Annotated in this window: 18 protein-coding genes; 4 read left to right on the forward strand and 14 right to left on the reverse strand. The window is 36.8% G+C overall.

Features of this window, described 5'->3' with window-relative positions:
• Positions 1-197: 197 nt before the first annotated feature.
• The 3 genes from IGI80_RS00395 to IGI80_RS00405 all read left to right on the forward strand — a co-directional run bounded on the left by IGI80_RS00395 (position 198) and on the right by IGI80_RS00405 (position 2,231).
• Positions 198-953, forward strand: coding sequence for an exodeoxyribonuclease III (locus IGI80_RS00395; RefSeq protein WP_173961593.1), 756 nt, complete (start codon positions 198-200; stop codon positions 951-953).
• Positions 954-986: 33 nt separating this feature from the next.
• On the forward strand, positions 987-1,520 hold the full coding sequence (locus tag IGI80_RS00400) for a 3'-5' exonuclease (RefSeq protein ID WP_002356400.1): 534 nt from the start codon (positions 987-989) through the stop codon (positions 1,518-1,520).
• 120 nt (positions 1,521-1,640) lie between these two features.
• A complete protein-coding gene (locus IGI80_RS00405; RefSeq protein ID WP_010710668.1) occupies positions 1,641-2,231 on the forward strand; it encodes a hypothetical protein in 591 nt (196 codons plus the stop codon).
• A 99-nt stretch (positions 2,232-2,330) separates the two neighbouring features.
• Here the strand turns inward: IGI80_RS00405 and IGI80_RS00410 are convergent, their stop codons facing one another.
• The 14 genes from IGI80_RS00410 to IGI80_RS00475 form a co-directional block, all read right to left on the reverse strand.
• A complete protein-coding gene (locus IGI80_RS00410; protein ID WP_438722358.1) occupies positions 2,331-4,013 on the reverse strand; it encodes an FAD-dependent oxidoreductase in 1,683 nt (560 codons plus the stop codon).
• Positions 4,014-4,109: 96 nt separating this feature from the next.
• Positions 4,110-4,673, reverse strand: a complete 564-nt coding sequence (gene ahpC, locus IGI80_RS00415; RefSeq protein WP_002356396.1) for an alkyl hydroperoxide reductase subunit C — start codon at positions 4,671-4,673, stop codon at positions 4,110-4,112.
• Positions 4,674-4,913: 240 nt separating this feature from the next.
• Positions 4,914-5,603, reverse strand: coding sequence for an O-methyltransferase (locus IGI80_RS00420; RefSeq protein ID WP_002381418.1), 690 nt, complete (start codon positions 5,601-5,603; stop codon positions 4,914-4,916).
• A gap of 613 nt (positions 5,604-6,216) precedes the next feature.
• Positions 6,217-7,221 (reverse strand): lipoate--protein ligase, encoded by a 1,005-nt coding sequence (locus IGI80_RS00425; RefSeq protein WP_002356394.1) that lies wholly within the window; start codon positions 7,219-7,221, stop codon positions 6,217-6,219.
• A gap of 32 nt (positions 7,222-7,253) precedes the next feature.
• On the reverse strand, positions 7,254-7,994 hold the full coding sequence (locus tag IGI80_RS00430) for an MBL fold metallo-hydrolase (RefSeq protein WP_002356393.1): 741 nt from the start codon (positions 7,992-7,994) through the stop codon (positions 7,254-7,256).
• A 145-nt stretch (positions 7,995-8,139) separates the two neighbouring features.
• Positions 8,140-8,931, reverse strand: coding sequence for a DUF975 family protein (locus tag IGI80_RS00435; protein ID WP_002365061.1), 792 nt, complete (start codon positions 8,929-8,931; stop codon positions 8,140-8,142).
• Positions 8,932-8,951: 20 nt separating this feature from the next.
• Complete coding sequence (locus tag IGI80_RS00440) at positions 8,952-10,034, reverse strand: M42 family metallopeptidase (protein ID WP_438722359.1); 1,083 nt, start codon at positions 10,032-10,034, stop codon at positions 8,952-8,954.
• A 212-nt stretch (positions 10,035-10,246) separates the two neighbouring features.
• Positions 10,247-11,521, reverse strand: a complete 1,275-nt coding sequence (gene dltD / locus IGI80_RS00445) for a D-alanyl-lipoteichoic acid biosynthesis protein DltD (RefSeq protein ID WP_438722361.1) — start codon at positions 11,519-11,521, stop codon at positions 10,247-10,249.
• A complete protein-coding gene (gene dltC / locus IGI80_RS00450) occupies positions 11,521-11,757 on the reverse strand; it encodes a D-alanine--poly(phosphoribitol) ligase subunit DltC (protein WP_002356389.1) in 237 nt (78 codons plus the stop codon). The genes dltD and dltC overlap by 1 nt, the downstream gene beginning before the upstream one ends.
• A gap of 32 nt (positions 11,758-11,789) precedes the next feature.
• Positions 11,790-12,995: a D-alanyl-lipoteichoic acid biosynthesis protein DltB gene (gene dltB, locus IGI80_RS00455; protein WP_002382500.1), complete on the reverse strand. Its 1,206-nt coding sequence runs from the start codon at positions 12,993-12,995 to the stop codon at positions 11,790-11,792.
• Complete coding sequence (gene dltA, locus IGI80_RS00460) at positions 12,992-14,512, reverse strand: D-alanine--poly(phosphoribitol) ligase subunit DltA (RefSeq protein WP_002356385.1); 1,521 nt, start codon at positions 14,510-14,512, stop codon at positions 12,992-12,994. Before dltA ends, dltB begins: the two co-directional genes overlap by 4 nt.
• A 14-nt stretch (positions 14,513-14,526) precedes the next feature.
• The gene (locus IGI80_RS00465) at positions 14,527-14,676 is read right to left on the reverse strand and encodes a teichoic acid D-Ala incorporation-associated protein DltX (RefSeq protein ID WP_002356384.1); all 150 of its coding nucleotides are present in this window, start codon (positions 14,674-14,676) and stop codon (positions 14,527-14,529) included.
• 203 nt (positions 14,677-14,879) lie between these two features.
• Positions 14,880-16,976, reverse strand: a complete 2,097-nt coding sequence (locus IGI80_RS00470; protein WP_002384061.1) for an ABC transporter permease — start codon at positions 16,974-16,976, stop codon at positions 14,880-14,882.
• Complete coding sequence (locus IGI80_RS00475) at positions 16,966-17,733, reverse strand: ABC transporter ATP-binding protein (RefSeq protein ID WP_438722363.1); 768 nt, start codon at positions 17,731-17,733, stop codon at positions 16,966-16,968. Before IGI80_RS00475 ends, IGI80_RS00470 begins: the two co-directional genes overlap by 11 nt.
• Before the next feature lie 404 nt (positions 17,734-18,137).
• On the opposite strand from IGI80_RS00475, the gene nrdD reads away from it, so the two are divergent.
• On the forward strand, positions 18,138-20,321 hold the full coding sequence (nrdD, locus tag IGI80_RS00480) for an anaerobic ribonucleoside-triphosphate reductase (protein WP_002382497.1): 2,184 nt from the start codon (positions 18,138-18,140) through the stop codon (positions 20,319-20,321).
• Positions 20,322-20,351: the final 30 nt, after the last annotated feature.

Raw genomic sequence — 20,351 nt, forward strand, 5'->3', positions numbered from 1 at the left:
CTCATTTCTGCTCTTTTTACTATTTTATCATAGACTACTTCTTTCCAAAAATCAGTCATTTTCTCTTTTTCTTTTCAAGTATTTAAAACTTCTTTAAAAAGTATTAGAATAGAAGAAAGCACCAAGCGACCTTTTCTTTGGTTCTGGTTTGCACTGAAACGAGCAAAAGCGTTTCTTATTTGAAAGGAGTTTCAACAATGAAATGTATTTCTTGGAATGTCAACGGCTTACGAGCGGTTGTTAAAAAGAATTTTATGGATGTTTTTAATGAATTGGATGCAGATTTTTTCTGTTTACAAGAAACAAAATTACAAGCTGGACAAATTGATTTAGAACTTCCTGGCTATCATCTGTATTGGAATTACGCCGAAAAAAAAGGCTATTCTGGCACAGCAATTTTCGCTAAAGAAGAAGCGTTAAGTGTTCGCTATGGCTTAGGTATCGAGGCTCACGATCAAGAAGGCCGCGTGATCACTTTAGAATATCCAGAATTTTTCATGGTCACTTGCTACACACCAAACTCACAAGCTGAACTAAAGCGTTTAGCTTATCGAATGACATGGGAAGATGCTTTTCGTGCCTATTTAAACGAATTAAATCAAGAAAAACCCGTCATTCTTTGCGGTGATTTAAACGTAGCTCATCAAAAGATTGATTTAAAAAATTGGAAAACCAATCAAAAAAATGCGGGATTCACGCCTGAAGAACGGCAAAAATTTACTGAGTTATTAGACAGTGGCTTCACTGATACATTCCGTTATTTTTATCCAGAAGCTGAAGGCATCTACTCATGGTGGAGTTATCGCTTTAACGCACGAAAAAATAACGCAGGATGGCGGATTGACTATTTCGTTGTGTCAGAATCCTTGAATGAACGTTTAGTCAGTGCTAAAATCCATACAGATATTCTTGGTAGTGATCATTGTCCAGTGGAAGTTGTACTTGATTTTTAAGTGTTACTCAACGCGTTGAAAGGAGTTTTTTTAATGAACTTTTACGCTTTTGACTTTGAAACAGCTAGTTATGATAAACATAGTGCCTGTTCCATTGCAATTGTTAAAGTAGAAAATAGTCGGATTGTGGATGAATTTTACACGTTAATCAAACCAGAAACACCTTTTTTCTGGCGAAATACGCAAATTCACGGCATTCATGAATCAGATGTTGTCAATGCGCCCAAATTCCCTGAAGTCTGGCAACAAATTCAGCATTGTTTTCAACCAAATCGGTTAGTGGTCGCTCACAATGCAAGTTTTGATTGTAGTGTTTTGGCTGGCTGTTTAGATTACTATGGCTTAGAACAACCTAATTACCTTTCTTTATGTACAGTCAAAACGAGTCGCAAACTGTTTCCTGAATTTCCTAATCATAAATTAAATACCGTTTGTGAAAACCTCAATATCACTTTAAATAATCATCATGATGCTTTAGAAGATAGCCGAGCTTGTGCCGAAATTCTTTTACAGCAAGAACAACGATTTGGGGTTGAACCTTTAAAAAAATTAGTATTGGTGAAATAATCCAGTTCTTGTTTCCAGCGAAGGCGTTATCTCTTTCAGTGGCTAGTTGGCAGGAGATAACGTCTTTTCTTTTACATAACTTTTCCGCTAAACCAAAAATTTTTCAGAAAGGACGCGATGATGTATTCGATTCTTTACTTATTCACAGACTCTCTCAAAAATGCGTGGCGCTCAAAAAACCAATTTAGTACGTTGATTCTTATCTTTATTATTAGTTTTCTGACTTTTTCTGCTCTATTATTGACTTTGTTGTTTTCTCGATGGCTTTCACAAATGATTCTTCTTGATAATTATGCAGTGATTCCTCCCTTGAAAATTTTCAGAGGTTTGGCTGGAATCAGCGCTGGAACACTCTTTTTCTTCCTGATTAGTTATATTTGCCGAACTTTCTTCCTAACTTTTTTAGAGCAAAAAAACGACTTACTGATCTTAGTTCTTTTAGGTACGACAAAATTACAAATTTTAATTAGCTATGCCTTACAACCCCTCTATTATTTGATTTTTGTTTTGCCTTTAGCTGCTTTTCTAGCTAATAAGCTCATTCAACAGTTTATCCATGATTTTTTCAGCGAGGTACCTGGTTTAATGCATATCGATAGCTACATGCAAGATGTCTTTTTACCACTAACAGGAAGCCTGTTGTTCATTTGCTGTTGTGTCTTTTTAATTCTTTTTAGGAAACTCAATCGCCTAATCAAAAAAGGTACTTGACTAACTATGCGAAAAAAGTGAGAAATACATCATCTCGACGTATTTCTCACTTTTTTGAATGACTTAGGTTCTTTAGGCTAATTACTTTTTCCGCCTCTTTTAAGCCAAGGCTTCAATAATTTCGGTCATTGTTTTTGAACCAAAAATCATTTGTTCGCCATCAATTAGCATTGCTGGAACGCTCATAATTTTCTTTTCTTTTTTCAACTCTGGAAATAGACTAATGTCCACCATTTCTGCTTCCACATGAGGATTAATTGATGCAATACGTTGGCAAGCCGCCACGACATCGGGACAGAAATGACATGTTAGTGAAACAAAGATTTCTATTTTTCTTTTTGGCAATGCAAGTATGTTCTTTTGCAGACTTGCTTCTAACGGCTGCCCCTCGCTGCCGACATTATAAACCGCCAAAACCAACGAGTTTACTTCATGGCCACTAGGAATACCACTAAATTTAATTCCTGTATAGTTTCCTGCCGCATCTAAGAGCACAACGCTAGGCATTTTTTCAATCCCATACAGCAATTCTTTGGCTGGCTCAGTATCTTTCAAAATCGTTTCTAAAGTGATCTTCTGATCCAGACTTGCAAATTCTGTTAAGAATGACTGAAGTTCCAATGATTTTTCATCACTTGCATCCAAAAACTGAAGCAATGTCACTTTTTTGGTTAGTTTAGCGAAAATACCGCTTAATTGTTGGCGCATACTTTCTGGGAACCACTGATGCTTACCAGTAACTTTCGCTGGCTGTTTTTCTTTTGGTTGCTGACTGCTTGTTTCAGGGGCAGATTGATTAGCTAATCGTTCAGTCATTCGCTTCGTTACAATCGATTGGCCCGCCTGTGTTTTTTGTTCTGTCACGTAACGTTGCGCATGAGTGGCGGCAATTGCACCGTCTGCAACCGCCGTCACAATTTGACGTAATTCTTTTATTCGTAAATCTCCTGCTGCATAAACTCCGGGAATATTGGTTTCCATATTTTCAGTTGTTGGCACATACCCACGGTCTAAGGCAATTTTTCCTTCAAAAATTTCTGTACTTGGTTTATTTCCAGCAAAAACAAACAGACCAAATGTACTGTCTTTTGGCGCTTCATAAACCGTTTCTTCTCCCGTCTGGTTATTGACAAACACAGCTTTTCGGACAAAATCATCTCCCGTAATTTCTTTCACTTCTGTGTTATAAACAATCTTAATTTTCGGGTGATTTTTAGCCGCCTCCGCAGTTAATTTTGCACATGTAAAATCAGGTTCTCGGATAATCATCGTTACTGATTTACCGTAACGTGTCAAATAAACGGCCTCTTCCGCTGCTGCATAACCGCCACCAATCACAAAAATATCTAGGCCTTGGAAAAACTCCCCATCACAAGTAGAACAATAGGCCACGCCGCGTCCTGTAAATTCACTTTCACCAGGGAAACCAATTTTACGAGCAGAGGCCCCTGTCGCAATCAATACTGCATATGCTTGGTAGGTTTGACTCGCCGATTGAACAGTTTTTATCGTTTGACTAAAATCAACATCAATAATCTCGTCTTTTGTAAAAGCTACACCGAAGTCTTGTGCTTGAATGCGCATTTCTTCCATTAGTTCTGGACCTGTTGTGTGACGAAACGCTGGATAGTTCACAATTTCAGAAGTCGTCGTTACTTGTCCACCAATTTTGTCTTTTTCAATAATTAAGGTATCCATCATTGCGCGACCTGCATAGATACCTGCAGATAAAGCAGCTGAGCCGCCACCAATAATAATCAAATCGTAGATTTCTTCTGTCACTTGCTTCTCCTCTTTCTTCTGTGTTTCAGAAAAAGAGCTGAACAAAACATTTTCTCTGTTTTATCCAACTCTTTGACCTCTATTTACAAAGCGAATTTAAATTTTGCCAACTAAATCTAAGCTTGGCGCAATTGTTTCTTCTCCTGGTTGCCAATTGGCTGGACAAACTTTATCACCATGTTCTGCTACAAATTGAGAAGCTTCTAATTTACGAACAAGTTCTTCAGCATTACGACCAATACCCATGTCGTTGATTTCATAAGATTTGATCTCACCTTCTGGACTCACAATAAATGAAGCACGGTAAGCCATTCCAGAAGCTTCATCTAAAACGCCAAAGAAACGAGCAAGTTGACCGTTGGGATCGGCTAACATTGGATATTTAATTTTTCCAATCGTTTCTGTAGCGTCAGCCCATGCTTTATGCACATAATGACTATCTTCTGAAACAGAGTAAACCTCACAATTTAATTCCTGTAAATGCGCATAATGCTCTTGCATATCCCCTAATTCCGTAGGACACACGAAAGAAAAATCAGCTGGATAAAAGAAGAAAATACTCCATTTTCCTAAAATATCTTCTGTTGATACTCGTGTAAATTCACCATCGTGATAGGCATCACATTCAAAGTCAAAAAGTTTTTGATTAATTAAATTCATTGTCGTTCCTCCTCTGTTTTTTTACTCTTTAAGGATAACAGTTTATAATTATTCCGTCAATAGAATAATTATAAACAAATGAGGTTCTATTAGCGTATAATACTGTCCTATTGAGAATTTTATGATTATCATTCTCAATTAGAAATAGCGAGATAACTTTTTAAATAACATAAAAAAGAAAGCGAATCATTAAAAGAACTTGCTTTTTAATGATTCGCTTTCTTTTTGTGAAGACATTCTTTAACTATCTAAAATAATCGTTTCTTTCTCTTTGGTAATTAAAATAACTCCATCACCAAGAGGAACTAAAGTAGAAGTTAAATCAGGGTGCGCCATGACTACATCTAAAAATTGGTTTAATTTACGATGAATCGCTCGATTTTTTTTCGGTACTTCCTCAGCAGGGTCTAAAATTGTCCCAGCTTGAAATACATCATCCACCATCAAAACGCCGCCAACTGGTAGCAACCGTAAACATTCAGGTAAAAATTCAATGTATTTTGATTTGGCACTATCCATAAAAATAAAGTCATAAGGTCCTTCCAACGTTGGTAGAATCTCAGCTGCTTGTCCTTCTAAAAGAGTGACCTTTTCTTCTAAGTCTAGGCGTTGGTAGGTTTTCTTCGCTTTTTTTATCATTACGTCAAAACGATCAATCGTGGTCACGTGACCATCTTCACCGACAAATTGGGCCATCAAGCTTGAAGAAAAACCAATTGCTGCCCCGATTTCTAAAATATTTTTGGGCTTTAGTTGTCCTAGCAAAAATTGTAGAAAAACTACTGTTTCGTGCGGAATAATCGGCACCCCTGCTTCATTGGCTTCCGCCTCCACTGCACCTAATTCTCCGGGAAGTTTCTTTTGTTTTGTACGCATATACTCAACCAATTCTGGTTTAACGACTGGTCGATGCATCATTTCGTTTCTCATCACTTTCGCTCCTTTTCGTCCCTTTATTATACGAAGTCCTTGTTCCTCTGTAAAGGATTGAAATAGGATTCTTAGTATTTGTTTGAAAATAACATGCACATTCTTAACTTCCTAGCTAAGTGCGGATTACTTCTTGTAAGCACATTTTTTCTTTGTTTCTGCTATTTTTTATTAAGTTTTATTCAGAAAACGTCAAAAAGTAGCCCTCAAGAACATACCTATTGATTTTTTCTCGTTATTTCTTATAAAAATATTTCTACATATGTTAATATTTTCCCTTAAATCACTATTAATTCTTGCTATTTCAAGCCCCAAAACAAGCCTATAACCTTGCTAAAATAAGAAACGTCAATTTTTACTACTTTGTCTGTAAAAATTTGATATCACAAAAGAAAGGAAATCTTGTATACTCTTTACAGATAGTGATTTATAGTGAAGCACATAACCAAATTCCCGGACTTGACTTGGTTCAAGTACATATGCAGGCGAGCTATTTGATAGTTCCCTGATAAAAATCGTTTCGACGATTTTGCACATAGCACTACCTTTCTAAAAGCTAAAAATTATTTTTAGCTAGAAAAAAGACAACCGTTTGAAACGGCTGTCTTTTTTTTTAATAAATTAACCCAAGCAAATCTTCTTTTTCGATATTGCCAAAGTATTTTTTAACGTCAATTTGATCAATGGCTTCTTCTAAAGAAGCTTTATCATATTTCACGCCGGTTAAAATATCTTCAACATCTTTAATTTCACCAAGCCCAAAGAAGTCCCCAAAGATTTTAATTTCTTGAATGGCACCATCCGCCACATTCATTTTCATTTCAATTGAACCAATTGGAAAACGATGGCGACGTTCTAAGTTAAATGCAGGTGATTTACCATAATTCCAATCCCAATTGCGATAGTATTGCTCTGAAATTTTGTTAATAGCCGCCCAGTCTTGATCAGTTAATTCATACGTTTTAACTTGGTCGATCGAATCTACGCCGAAAATTTTCAAAAGAATTTCTTGGCGGAATTCTTCCGTTGTCATCTCTTGTTTATCTTCAGATAAAAATGGTTTAATGTTTGTTACCCGTGAACGAACAGACTTGATACCTTTAGATTCGATTTTATCTTTCCGTACTTTCAATGTATTTACAACTTCATCAATATCACTATCAAACATTAAGGTTCCATGTGCAAACATGCGGCCGTTGGTAGCGTACATCGCATTTCCTGAAAACTTCATATCATTAATCACTAGGTCATTGCGCCCTTTTAATTCGGCACCTTCAACGCCTAAGTCGTGCAATGCTTGGATAATTGGTTGGGTAACTTTCGCAAAATCACGGAAAGAGTTGCCGTCATCTGGCATAATAAAACTAAAATTCAAATTACCATGATCATGATAAACGGCGCCGCCGCCACTTAAGCGACGAACAACATGAATGCCGTGCTCATCTACATATTCTTTGTTAATTTCTTCAATTGTATTTTGGTTACGGCCAATAATGATTGACGGCTCGTTAATGTAAAATAAAAGAATGGGCTCATCTAAAGGCATTTCTGTTAACAAATATGTTTCAATTGCTAAGTTCACTCGTGGGTCATTATTTTCATTCGGTACAAAAATCACAATCGGTTCTCTCCCTTGGTATAGTTACTTTTTTAAATCTCAACTGTTAAATCTGGTTGGGCTAATGTCACTGGAATTTCCGTTCCAGCATAGTTTTGCGCTTCTTCACGTAGTTGTTCCAATGACCCATGTTGTGGTAAATGGGTCAACATCAATTGTTTGACTTGTGCTGCTTTGGCAATTTCACCCGCTTCTCTTGACGTAAAGTGTGCATGATGTCGTTCATTACCTTCAAATAAGTACGTATCCGCTAAGAATAAATCAGCGTCTTTTGCAAAGTCTTCAAAACTTGCTAAGTAACCAGAGTCTCCTGTAAAGACAAAGACTTTGCCAGTCGCTTTTTCAACAATCCGCATCGCGTAACAAGTGACAGGATGAATCGTTTCCATGAAAGTAATTAAAAATGGTCCTACTGCCAACTCTTCTGCTTCAAAATACTCTTTCCCTTCGGAAACGTTAGGAAGCGTTAGTTCTTTGAAATGCATTTGATCTTGTGTATGGCCATATATTGGCAAAATAGGAGTCGGTTCCAGCGTTGGATAAAGCTGACGATAATATTGTAAAACACCTAAATCTGCGATATGGTCATGATGGTAATGCGACAGAATGACAGCATCTAATTTCAATGGATCTAGATAGTTTTCTAAACGCACTAATGTCGTACTGCCTGCATCAATAAGCAAATGAAAGCCTTCAGATTCTAACAAATAGGAACTCGTTCCTTCTCCTTTGTATGGATAAGCACCTAAACAGCCTAAGACAGTCAATTTCATGTGTGGACAACCTCCTTCAATACGATACTTCCATGTTACCATAAAATAACGGAAAAACGAGGTTAAAACGCTTAAATTTTCACAAAAAGACCAAAGAAAAAACCTGAACCCTTTGTCGAGATAACGAAGGATTCAAGCTTCTTTTTTATTCTTCGGCTAAACCTTTTTCTTCTAAGGCAGTTTGATAAAAACTAGCTAACGCTACATAGTTATAAGGAATCACCCATAATAGACCGATACCAATAGCTAAAAAGCCCACAATATACCAACCAATAAAAGAAAATTGTAAACATAAATATTGCCAAAAACGATTTTTCATTAAATATAACGCCTGTTTCAATGCCATCATAATTGGCAGTTCTGGATTATCAAAACGTAGCCACACAGCAAATTGAAAAACGCCACTCACAAATAAACCAATTAAAAAGATCAAGATAGTGGCAACGCCAAATGCTAGGAAAAAGGAAAAATCATTTAAGAAAAAGGCTTGGATTTCCTCTGGTGTAACTGTATTAAACATCAATTTGAAATACAAGGTTGTCCCTGCCCCAAATAAAATTGGTAACAAAAATAACAAACCAATTACACGTTCAAGTACTTTTTGAAGTAGGTTGACCACAAATAGCGGACCATAATATTTTCCTTGAAAAACACTCATTAAAATATTGACCCGCACCTTTTCACCACGTAACACCTTCAAGGCTGCGTAATATAGCGCATAACTTAACGCGAATAAAACAAAAATTTGCAGTAATACTGCGGCAAAACTACTTTGAAAAACTTGATTTTCACCAGAAAATAAATTTTGCACAATCGATGTTAAGAAGCTCTGTAAAACCACTCCTAAGAAAGTTAACCAAGCCATGATCCCCCATTGCCCATCAAGAGCTCTGCGAGCATTGGCACGATGTTGCGAATTTGTTACTAAACTTTTCATTCATTCCATCCTTTCTGAAACTAATAACTAGTCAATTTAGCGACTGTTTCTTTATCTAGACGTTTCACCACTTCTGTGACTAATTTGACTGTGTTGAAATAATCATCTTCATGAATAACTGAGGTATGTGAATGCAGATATCTAACAGGCACCGTGATGGCTAATGATGGAATCCCGTTGCGCGTTAAATGCATGCGGCCAGCATCCGTACCTCCCCCTGTAATCACTATATATTGGAAGGGAATGTTATTTTCTTCCGCCACTTGAATAACAAAATCACGTAATTTTTTATGCGGAATCATTGATGCATCATAAATCAAAATTTGTGGCCCTTCACCTAAAACAGAGTCGGCTTCTTTAGGTGTCATTCCTGGTGTGTCACCAGCTGTTCCTGTGTCTAAAGCAAACGCTATGTCTGGATTCACAAGATGCGTACTTGTTTGCGCACCGCGTAGCCCCACTTCTTCTTGCACATCACTGCCTGCAAATAAAATATTGGGGTGCCCTGCTGTCGCTAAATTTTCTAAAACTTTTAATGAAACGGCCGTACCAATTCGGTTATCCCACGCTTTTGCCAATAAAAATTTTGTATCATTCATGCGACGATAGTCAATATATGGTGTCACCATATCTCCTGGATGAATCCCCCATTCTGCAACTTGTTGATCGCTACTTGCACCAATATCAATAAACATATCTGCAATCTCATAGGGTTTGTTACGAACTTCCGCTGTTAACACATGCGGTGGTTTAGACCCAATGACACCATGGTAAACCTTACCAGTCGTGGTTTTAATCTGAACTTGTTGGGCCAACATCACTTGCTCCCACCAACCGCCAACGGTTTGAAATTTTAAAAAGCCTTTTTCTGTGATTTGGGTAACCATGAAACCGACTTCATCCATATGCCCAGAAATGTAGACTTTTGGTCCTTCTTTATCACCAACATTTTTTGCAATAATACTGCCAAGGCCATCATATAAAAATTTATCCGCATACGGTGCTGCATACTTTTTAAATAACGAACGTACTTCGTCTTCATTCCCAGCAATCCCTTTAGCACTTGTTAAATCAATTAACATTTTTTCTTCTTTTGCATCCATAAAAATAACTCCCCTCAAAAACCAATTTTATCCATTATACCACGAACTAAAAAAATACTTACAAAAAATAAATTGAGCAACGTTCTCCACTAAAAATAAACGAAAAAACAGCCTGCACGCTCGTTATTCAACGGCAGGTACAGGCTATTTTCATTGTTACGAAGCGCTTCTAGTCCGCTTCAGATAATTGGTACTTGATCCATCTTGCCTTCTTAAAATTGAGGTAAGACCAATGGATTTTGTTGTTGCCAATCTGTCTGATAAAAACGATCATCAATTTGATACGCTAACTTTTTAGGCGCAGGTTGTTTCATAAATTCATCTACTTGACGATCAACAGCGAGCCAACCACGCCAACCTAAATGAATCGTGTCCGCCATAAAGTAACGTTCATTACTACATGTTGAGAAGTCAGCAATGTTAGTAAAGCCTTGCTCTTGAAGTTGATATTTCAGCTTGCGTGCTACTTGTTGCAACATATCTTGTGACAAGCCCGTATAGTCCGACCAACGTTTGTTAACAGGTGGGATTACAAATAAAACATCGACATTTTTTTCTGCTAACTGTTCTAACGCAGCTTGGAAATCACCATATTCTGGAGAAAAACGATAATCCCATTTCTTTTGTGAATGAGCTAATTTCGGTAAAACTGGTTTAATCCGTTGGCGATAAAAACCGTTACTAATTTCAAATTTATTATTATTAATGGCTTTTGCCGCAATTTTTCCAGCTAGCTGATCTAATTCATTAAAATTATAAGTAGCAGGTAATTGTTTCATATCTTTTTCAACAATTGGTTCTCTGCTAACCATGCCAATTTGGCTAAACAATTCATCTTCACGATTCAAGAAACGGAGATTCATTATAAAATAATCTCGTTGAGAGCGTTGGGGAAGTTGCCCTGCCTGCAGATTTGCCAAAGTTTCCATTAAGACTTTGTCTTTTTGAACAACTGGAAATTTGGTCAAACGTTGTGCTAGATATTGGTCACCGCTGGTTAATTCGGTTAAATTAGCTAACCATTGATAGGTTTGTAATTGTGAATAGTGTGCACCAAAACTATCATTAGGTACACCCTTTTTGACAAACCATTGCGGAGATAAAATAAAGACCGCTTTCTTATTGGCAATCGCATCGCCCATCGAATGAATGACCATTGCTTGGGTTAATGACTGTGTGCCCGCTTCTCCTAGTAAAAACGGTCGGTAGTTCCGTTGATACTTTTCAGAGAGCACACTAGGGTGGAAAGCACTAAATCGACTTAATTCAGAAGAGCCAAAAAAAGGAACATATTTACCAGAAGCCACTGCTTTGTTTTTAATCACATTGCCTTTTAAAACGTTCGGTGCCATTGACGTTGATGCTTCCTTCAACGTTTTTTCGGAAGTTAAATTGATTCTGAACGGTGCAAAAAAGAACACTGCAACCAAGACCGCTGAACAAAGCACTGGACCTAAGATTCTGATTAGTCGTTTTTTTCTAAACATTATTGTAAAGCTTCCACTTGTTGAATGATTTGTTTTGGTGTTCCCCATACTTCACGGTCAAAGTCTGATACAGGAACTTGGATTCCTAATTGTCCTTCAATTTCTACTAATAATTGAACCGTCGCTAAAGAGTCCAATAATCCTTCTTCAAATAATTGAATGTCTTGATTGTTCACAACTTCGTCTGTTCCTGTAATATCTTCTAAAATGTTTAATACTGTTTCTTGAATGTTCATTATAAATTGCCCCTTTATATTTTTATTTTTATTTATTTAAACCATAGTTTGTCTAAAAATCCTGAGAAAATCAGGAAGCTGACACAAACCGCTTGGAAAGTTAAAAAGACTGCAAATGCATGTGTAAATTTGTTTGATGGTATCTTGTCTTTATGTTTTTTCTTAAAACGTAGCCAAGCATCTGTTACACAAATTAGTGTTGCATGGTAGAGCCCATAAGCGATGTAGAACCACGTTAATCCATGCCAAATGCCCATGATTAAGAACAACGCAAAGTAACCAATATTAGAAGTCACAATCCGACTTTTAAAGACTTTCTTTTTCATTAAGAAAAACATTAAGCGCATGTAAATGTAATCACGGAACCAAAAAGATAAGGTCATGTGCCAACGATTCCAGAATTCTTTAATATTCCAACTTAGGAACGGTTTGTTAAAGTTCATTGGTGTATCATAGCCCATTAAATAACTTGTGCCAACGGCCAGTAAACTATAGCCTGCGAAATCAAAGAATAGATACAAACTGTAATTATACATATAGCCGACTGTCCACCAGGATAAACCACCTTGTGCCAAGGCCATTTTTTCCACATGTGGTAAAAAGACACCACCAAGATAATGACTGATAATAAACTTATATAAAAATCCTAGAAATAAATAAAAAATTCCTTTTTCTAAAAAGTCTAAATATTTCTCCGCACTCGGCGGGTTTTTCAAATCTTTTTCAAAGCGCCGATAACGATCGATAGGTCCTGAAGAAATAGTCGGGAAAAACAAGAGAAACTGAATGTAACGGAACGGATGATATTCTTTCATTACACCATCCCGTAAATCCATGACCACTTGGACCGCTTTAAAGGTTAAATAAGAAATCCCTAAAAAGCCAAGTAAGGTTGTTTTGCCTGTCATGAAGGGAGAAACTTTCACCCAAACAAGCGGTAATATAGCTAAAAAGACAGCCAGATAAAAGACCCAACCTGCATTTTTATTTTTTCGATAAGCCGCATAGCCCCATGTTAGTAATGTTTGATAAATAACATATACAATCAGAGCGACTCCTTGTTGCCAAAATTCGCCACCAAAACTGATATATAGAAAGACCAGTGTCACGAGTGTTTGGTACCAAGGCCAACGTGTCCCTTTAATGGCTAAAGTTAAAATCATCGGCAACAAGGCCGCAATTAGCAGAACAAAGTAATACGGTGCATTATAGGGAATCATATGAGGAAAATTCATCATGTGGCATTCACCTCATTCATCAACCCTTTCCGATCAATTTTACCATTACTTGTCAAAGGTAATTGTTCAACATATACAAATTTTTGCGGAATCATATAGTCCATTGTCAACGTGGCTAATTCTTGTTTAATTGCCTTAGTTAATTGAAAATCACTTGAAAATTCATGTGCTTGCGGAACGACATAGGCAATTAATTGTTGGACTTTATTTCCTTGATATTTCGGCACAACGACTGCTTGTTTCACGTAGGAAACATTCGTTAAGTGATGATCCACTTCTTCTAACTCAATGCGGTAGCCATGCAATTTAATTTGAAAATCTAAGCGTCCCTCATACTGCAATAGGTTATCGACTAACTTTCCAGCATCGCCTGTGCGATAAGCTGGTACGCCATCTAATTGGAAAAAAGCTTCAGCTGTTTTCGCAGGATTATTTAGATAGCCTTTGGAAACACTTGGTCCAGCAATGACGATTTCACCAATTTCACCTGCAGGTAATTTTGACATGCCTTCCATAATATAAATTTGCGTATCTTCTTTCACATACCCGATTGGTAAACGTTGGACACTTTTTAAAACTTCTTGAGTGATTTCAATGGCACTAATCGCTACAGTCGCTTCTGTCGGCCCATACGTATTATAAATATGCGCAGTTGGGAAACGAGCGGCTAATTTCTCAGCCGTTGGTTTTGGTAATTCTTCTCCACAGAATAAAAACGTGCGCAGTGCTGGTAGATGTTCACCATCGAAGCTTGGTTCCATTAGACACAATTCAATAAAAGACGGTGTTGAAACCCAGACGTCGATTGTTAATTGTGGCAAACGCGTAAATAATTGTTTAAAATCGTTAATGATTTCATTGGGTAACGGAGTTAATGAGCCACCTAACGCCAATGCGGGATAAATAGACATCACTGATAAATCAAACGAATAAGGTGCCTGTGCTAAAAAGCGGGCCCCTTCTTCTAAACCAAAATCTTGCAACAACCAATTCGTAAAGCTAACTAAATTATCATGGCTGATTTGCACACCCTTTGGTACGCCAGTTGTCCCTGAAGTGAAAATGATATAGTAATTACTTGCTCCTGTGACAGGCATCAACGCAGGCGCATGCCGGGGTGCATGCATCATCATTTCTGTTAATTCTTCCGCCGTAATTACTGGCACTTCGGTGGCTAATTCAGGCCATTCATGCACAGCAATCACTGCGGTTGGTTTGGCTACGTTTAGAATTAGTTCAATGCGTTCTTTTGGTGTATGTGCATCAATGGGGATATAGCTAAAACCAGCTTTCGATGCGCCTAAAAAACTCACAATCATTTCAAAATCTAATTCTCCGTATACGACAATCGCTGACTTGTCCGTTTTCAGCTCAGCTAAATAAGCGGCTAGATTGTCTGACTTTTCTTTTAACTCTCCATACGTAGAGACTTTTTCTTCGGTTAAATAAACAGGACGTTGGGGTTCTTTACGTGCCCATTCATCAATCGTTTGAATCATATTAATTACTTTTTCCATGTATAGCCGCCTCCTTAAAACTCGTTATAAATGAAGGTTCCTCCATTGATATTCTTGTAATGATAAAGATAAATTAATGCAATGACAATGAAAGAATAAAATAACGTTTTACCGATGAATTTAAGACTTTCGTTATTGAGAATTTTCTGAAAAGTTGTTTTCATTATCATTCACCTCCTAAGGTTAATCGCTATCCATTATTTTATGCTATATTTCAGCAAAGTCCATTGAAATTTCTTACAATTTAATAAAAAAACTAACAATTTCGTCACTTCTTAAATTTTCATGATTTTCATAAACGGAACTCTCATAATTTTTTCGCATAAAGAAACTGTAAAAACCGCTTCACAACGGCTTTTACAGTTTTTTAAAAATGGATGTGTCGAATCATCCGCGCATAAATGGCAGACGTTAAAATATAAAAAATTAGATAAACAATTATTAAGATTCCACAAGAAAGATATACTAACAAATATCCTGGACTCTTAATAAATTGGCTTAGCAAATAAATGGCAAAGGTGGTATGCAAAATCCCAATGACCATCGGCGGAAAGAAAATCAAACTATTCTGTCGATAAATTTGCTTAGTTATCGCTTTACTAGAAACACCCATCCGTTTTAAAGTCACGTAATCTTGACGCTCACTTACAGCTGAAAAGAGTTGTCGTAACATCAAAATACTGCCCGTAATAAACAACGCTAAAATTGCCACAAACATGGAGACATATAAAGTCAAGCCGTTAATTTTTCGTTCATAGCGTAAAGAGGCGTAGCGATCATTCATATTTAGCCGCCAAGTTTCTGTGACATCATCTTGCGTATTCTTTACCTCTTCGTTAGGCATTTGTTTGGCAAAACCACTCAACTGCTGGTTATTTTTTTCATACTTATACAAAATTGGCGCTTGCCATTCTGTGGCAATCTGTTTATTTACGGCTTCATAAAGTTTTTCACGGCTTTTCGTGTCAACATTTACGGCGTTAATCTGATACTGAATGGAATTTTTTGTCACTTTCTGATAAAGGGCATCGGAAACGACAATCGTTGGTAAGGAATATTGCAATAAAAAATTACCTAGATAGTTAGGCAGCACTTGTTGCAGTTGTGCCTTCTCTCCTTCAACAAATTGCAGTTTCGATTCATAACGAGACATACCACTTAAAATATTGGTAAAGCTATCCATATAGATAACACTTTGGTCATTTTTTAAATGTAAATCGTTTAAATAAGGATTAATTTTTTGATAGTTGCGGTAATTTGAGAAGGATAAAACATTAACTGCTTCAATCGTTTCTTGTTCCTCTTGCGCTTGACCAATTCGCAAACTGCGTTCAATTCCAGTAATTTTATAAGAAAGTGTCACTTCATTTTTTATTTTGGTGTCCTTCGCTTCATCGAGAACTTTCTTCAATTTAGGATAGCTTTCCTGTGAAACTAAAAAGTCCACGGGGCCATCACTGTTGACCGTGTGCATACTAATCGTATACACAAAAACCATCACGCCGATCCCACTCAAGGCTGTCGCAATTAACAAGGTCAAACCAGTGAGTGTTTTGCTACTTTTAAATAAGTAGCGTTTGGCATTGCCTAAAGTAATCATACGTAAATCTTGGTAATACCATTTTTTTCTATGATTAAATAAGCGAATGATAAAATACATGGTATAACGGAAAAATAAATAAGTTCCCACCACACATAGACCCAAAATGATAAAAGGCGTCAATGTAATAATCATCGGAATCGAGATATCCAATGAATCATTTAATTGTTTATACACAATACCTGTCGCTAAATTCCGAAAATCAAACGCGATAAAATAACCGGCCAGTAAACAAATAGGACCTAAAATACCTAGAAACTGCCGCCGTTTCGTTAAACGACTATAATTAATTTGACCAATTTTTTCTTGGTGCATAAGCTGCGACAATGGATAACGATAAATCATCCAAATACTTCTTAAGCAGACAATCAAAATCATAAATGCAAAAGCTACACCGGTTTCAATAACGGAACGCCAAGAAATATAGAAGAAACTGGGCACTTCTAAAAACATAACTTTGGCTAAAATCATTGAAAACAACTTGGTGAAAATCACTCCTAAAATAATTCCATTAATTAGTGAAACAAAGCCTAAAACTAAATTTTCTACTAAAAAAATTAGTGAAACTTGGCTCTTTCTCAAGCCAATTAATCGATACAAGCCAATTTCTTGGCTACGTTTTCCTATAAAAAAACGATTTGCTGCCAACATAAAGCCCAAAATAATAATGGTGACTAAGGTACTACCGAGTCCTAAAGATCGCTTAATTTCGATATCACGGCCTGCACCTGCGACAAGAGGCTGGTTGTAAGCAATCGCACGGAAACAATAATAAACGACCGCTGCAAAAGTCATACTAATGTAATAAACCAGATAATTAGGTACATGAGCTTTTAAATTTTTTAATGATAGTTTAAAAATCATTTGCGCGCCCGCCTCCACCAATCGTTGCTTGCATATCTATCACACGATTAAAAAATTCCTTACGTGATCCTTGACGAACAACTTCTGAGAAAATCGCACCGTCTTTAATGAATAAGATGCGATTGCAAAAACTGGCCGTGTACGGGTCATGTGTCACCATCAAAATTGTGGCATCATCATGTAGATTAATTTCAGCTAAATATTTCAACAATTCTGTTGCTGATTTTGAATCCAGCGAGCCAGTTGGTTCATCTGCAAAAATAATTTTAGGGTTCGTAATCAAAGCACGAGCAGCTGCTACCCGTTGTTTTTGTCCCACAGATATCTCTGGTGGATAAGCAGATAAAAGCTCCTGAATCCCCAAAATCGAAGTCACATGTAACAAACGTTTATCCATTTCTTCTAATGAAACTTTTTCTACAGCTAAAGGCAACAGAATATTGTCCTTCACATTTAACGTATCAATTAGGTTAAACGATTGAAAAATAAACCCCATTTCGTTTCTTCGAAAATCACTTAATTGATTATCTCGCATTTTTAAAATATCTTGTCCGGCGATGCGCACGATTCCTGCGGTTGGCAAAATAATCGAGGATAAGACATTCAACAGTGTCGATTTCCCAGCACCGCTGGGACCCATAATCCCCACAAATTCGCCTTCATCAACGGTAAACGAAATATTATCTAATACTTCTGTTTTATTATTTAAACGACCATATGTCTTGCTGACATTGTTTACTTCTACAATTTTTTTCATTTTTCTCGCTCCAACGTTTGTTATTACTCTTATTTTACCAAGAAAAAATCTGAATGAACATCGTTTTATCTTACAATATCGTTCGGTAGTCAAAGAATAATTGGCATTTCGTGAATAAATCCGCAAACAATTATTATTTAATAATTGTTATTTTTTAGTGTTGCTTTTAGCAATTTGGCAAAAAAATCTTTGCTGTTTTTTAATTTGGACAAAGAATTTTTTTCACGCAAAAAAATTTGCTCAATCCTTTTCTTCATTTGTTTTCATATTTTTTCAAAACAGTGCAAGCACAATATATAGTGTTTGTCTAGTGATATTTTACTAAAAATACGCAATATATCGATTGAATTTAGCCGACCTTTGTATTAGGATAGTTACTAACGAGATATAAGGAGCTGGATAAAATGATGAAGATTACTGATGAAAAAGCCGAGGATGTTAATCTCTCAACAATTAAAGTCGTCAAACGGGATGGTCGTTTAGTGACTTTCGATGATCAAAAAATATACGATGCTTTGATCAAAGCTGAACAAAAAATACATGACCAAGTCACTCCTTTGACACATCAAAAAGTCCAATCGATTGTTGCCGATGTCAATCGAGAAATTGCCGAACGTTTTACCAATAACGTAAAAATTTATGAAATTCAAAATATTGTGGAACATACTCTGCTATCCAACAACGAATATGCCTTAGCCGAAGAATACATTCATTACAGAACCCAACGTGATTTTGAGCGTAGTAAAGCGACTGATATTAATGTATCTATCGGCAAATTAATTAATAAAGATCAGACTGTCGTGAACGAAAATGCCAACAAAGACAGTGACGTTTTTAATACGCAACGTGATCTAACCGCTGGGATTGTTGGAAAATCAATTGGTTTAAAGATGTTGCCTTCACACGTGGCTAATGCCCATCAAAAAGGCGACATTCATTACCACGATTTAGATTATCATCCATATACGCCCATGACAAACTGCTGTTTAATTGATTTTAAAGGCATGCTAAACAATGGCTTTAAAATTGGGAACGCTGATGTCGAATCACCAAAATCAATTCAAACGGCCACTGCACAAATTTCTCAAATTATTGCCAATGTAGCTTCCAGTCAATATGGTGGATGCTCTGCCGATCGGATTGATGAATTATTAGCGCCTTTTGCAGAACGTAATTATGAAAAACATTTAGCAGATGCGCAAGAATGGATTGAAGGAGAAGAACGCCAAAAAGCATTCGCTCAGAAGAAAACGAAAAAAGATATTTTTGATGCCATGCAAAGTCTTGAGTATGAAATTAATACTTTATTTACTTCCAATGGACAAACCCCTTTTACTTCTCTGGGATTTGGTTTAGGTACCAACTGGTTTGAGCGAGAAATTCAACGGGCGATTTTACAAATCCGAATTAATGGCTTAGGGATTGAAAAACGAACAGCTATTTTCCCAAAACTGATTTTCACAATTAAACGAGGCGTCAATGCGCAACCTACTGATCCAAACTACGATATTAAACAGCTGGCACTGGAATGCGCAACGAAACGCATGTATCCTGATGTTTTAAACTATGATAAAATCGTTGAACTAACAGGTAGTTTTAAGGTACCAATGGGCTGTCGTTCCTTTTTACAAGGCTGGAAAGACGAACAAGGTGAAGAAGTAAATGTTGGCCGAATGAATTTAGGCGTTGTGACCTTGAACTTACCAAGAATCGCTTTAGAAGCGCAAGGAAGTCAAGAAAAGTTCTGGCAAATTTTAAATGAACGTTTAGCGATCGTTAAAGATGCTTTGGTTTATCGGGTTGAACGTGTTAAAGAAGCTAAACCAGCGAATGCACCGATTTTATACATGTATGGTGCATTTGGAAAACGTTTAGCTACACAGGATGCCGTAGATGAACTGTTTAAAAACAAACGTGCCACGGTTTCGCTTGGCTATATTGGCTTGTATGAAGTGGCTTCTGCCTTTTACGGCGGTGCTTGGGAGGACAATCAAGAGGCCAAAAACTTTACACTGGATATTTTAAAAGAACTGAAAAAAAATGCCGACAACTGGGGCAACGAATACGGCTATCATTTTAGTGTCTACTCTACACCGAGCGAAAGCTTGACTGACCGTTTTTGCCGTTTAGATACTGAAAAATTTGGCATCGTCGAAAATATTACAGATAAAGAATATTACACAAATAGTTTCCATTATGATGTACGCAAAAATCCAACGCCTTTTGAAAAACTTGATTTTGAAAAGGATTATCCAAAATACTGTTCTGGTGGTTTTATCCACTACTGTGAATACCCCATGTTACAGCAAAATCCCAAAGCACTTGAAGCTGTCTGGGATTACGCTTATGACAAAGTTGGCTATTTAGGAACCAATACGCCAATTGATCATTGTTATGCCTGTGGTTTTGAAGGGGACTTCCATCCAACTGAACGTGGCTTTGAATGTCCAGAATGTGGCAATCATGATCCTAAGACTTGTGATGTCGTTAAACGGACTTGTGGTTATTTAGGTAACCCGCAAGCTCGCCCAATGGTACATGGTCGTCACAAAGAAATTTCCTCTCGTGTTAAACATTTAAAAAATTAAACTCGATTATTCTATAGAAAGAAGTTTTGC

Source organism: Enterococcus sp. DIV1420a, from assembly GCF_051712165.1.
Classification (GTDB): domain Bacteria; phylum Bacillota; class Bacilli; order Lactobacillales; family Enterococcaceae; genus Enterococcus; species Enterococcus faecalis.